The following is a 1572-nucleotide window of genomic DNA, read 5'->3' as shown; positions in this document are numbered from 1 at the left end:
CTGGCGCACTGCCCGGAAAAGAGCCCCCTCACCACGCCGATCCCACCCGGCCGCCCGGTGGTGCACTTTCGGAGAAAGAGTGCCCTCACGGTGCCGGATAGCCACGCTTTCTCTGAAGGAGGCCCCAACCGGGCGGGGGGTGGGGTGGGTGGGGTCAGTGGCGGCGGGTGCAGACCTCGGGGGCGCGGGCGACGGTGTCGGTGGACCAGGCGACCGCGACGGTGAAGCAGTAGTCGTTGGTGCGGTCCAGGCCGTAGACGACGAAGCTGTTCGTGCCGGCGGGCAACTCCTGGAAGGCGCGCGGGTCCTGCCCGGCGCGACCGCCGGAGATGACCACCGGCCCCTCCGCCCCCGCCGGGTACTCCCAGTCCAGCGCGATGTTGTCGCGCCGGTCGCGCAGGGTCACCCGGGCCGGTGGGGTGCCGGGCGGGGCGGCGACCCCGGCGCTGGACGGCGCGGACGAGGCGGTGGGGCTCGGCGGGCCGGTCGGCGCGGCGGCGGGCGCCGGCGGGTGCGCGGCGGCCGCGATCAGCCGGTCGGCCTCGTCGTGGCGGATCCGTCGGCGCGGGTCCCGATGCAGCAGCCCCTCCAGCGCCGGCCCGAGCGGGCCGGCGTGCGGCGCCGGGTCGGGCGGCTCGGTGGCCAGCGCCGCCAGGGTCGCCATCGCGGTGCTGCGGGCGTACGGCGAGCGCCCCTCGACGGCGGCGTGCAGGGTGGCGCCGAGCGACCACAGGTCGGCCTCCACGCTGGACACCCCCTCGGCGGCGCGTTCCGGGGCGACGAACTGCGGCGAGCCGAGGATCATCCCGGGCCGGGTCGTCAATCCGTCACCACCGTCGAAGGTGGCCAGCCCGAAGTCGGTGAGCATCACCCGCCCGTCGTCGGCCATCAGCACGTTCTGCGGCTTGACGTCGCGGTGCAGCACCCCGGCGTCGTGCGCGGCGCGCAGCGCGGCCAGCAGCGCCCGCCCGATGCCGGCCGCGCGCACCGGGTCGACCGGGCCGGTGTCCTCCAGGACGGCCTGCAACGTCCGGGAGGGGACGTACTCCATCACGATCCACGGGTGGTCGTCGACCTGCACCACGTCGTAGACGCGGACCACGTTGGGGTGGTTGAGCCGGGCCGCGGTGCGCGCCTCGCGCAGCGTCCGCAGCCGCAGCTCGTCGCGCTCCGCCTCGGCCAGCCAGTGTGGCGGGACGACCTCCTTGACCGCCACCTCGCGGTGCAGGATCCCGTCCCGGGACCGCCAGACGCGGCCCATCCCGCCCCGACCCACCAGTTCCACCAGGCAGTACCGGCCGGCGATCACTACCTGCTGCACGGTTCTCCTCACCGTTGGCCGACGTACACCTTGACGATCTCTCCGCCCTAAGGTACGGAGATTCCCTCCACGCTGCGCGGACCGCACAGCGTCGGGGCGGATTCCTGCTTCTCGGCGCGGTGCTGGCAGGGGTGCCGGTCTTACCTGCGCTCCACAGGCGTTTAGGCTCTCGGCGCGTCCCGCCGCGAGTATGTTTCTGGCCGCGTTGACGTCCCGGTCGTGGGCGGCCCCGCACGGGCAGGTCCACGACC

At 74.6% G+C, this 1572-nt stretch carries 1 protein-coding gene; it reads right to left on the bottom strand.

Annotation, left to right across the window (positions count from 1 at the left end; all coding sequences use genetic code 11):
* Positions 1 to 154 precede the first annotated feature (154 nt).
* Positions 155 to 1321 carry a serine/threonine-protein kinase gene (locus tag KBX37_RS33755; RefSeq protein ID WP_374103947.1) on the bottom strand — a complete coding sequence of 389 codons (1167 nt, stop codon included), beginning with the start codon at positions 1319 to 1321 and terminating at the stop codon, positions 155 to 157.
* Positions 1322 to 1572: the final 251 nt, after the last annotated feature.

Source organism: Micromonospora sp. U56, assembly GCF_018070095.1.
Taxonomy (GTDB): domain Bacteria; phylum Actinomycetota; class Actinomycetes; order Mycobacteriales; family Micromonosporaceae; genus Micromonospora; species Micromonospora purpureochromogenes.
The sequence above is the reverse complement of the archived record's forward strand: the minus strand, read 5'-3'. Positions and strand labels throughout refer to the sequence as shown.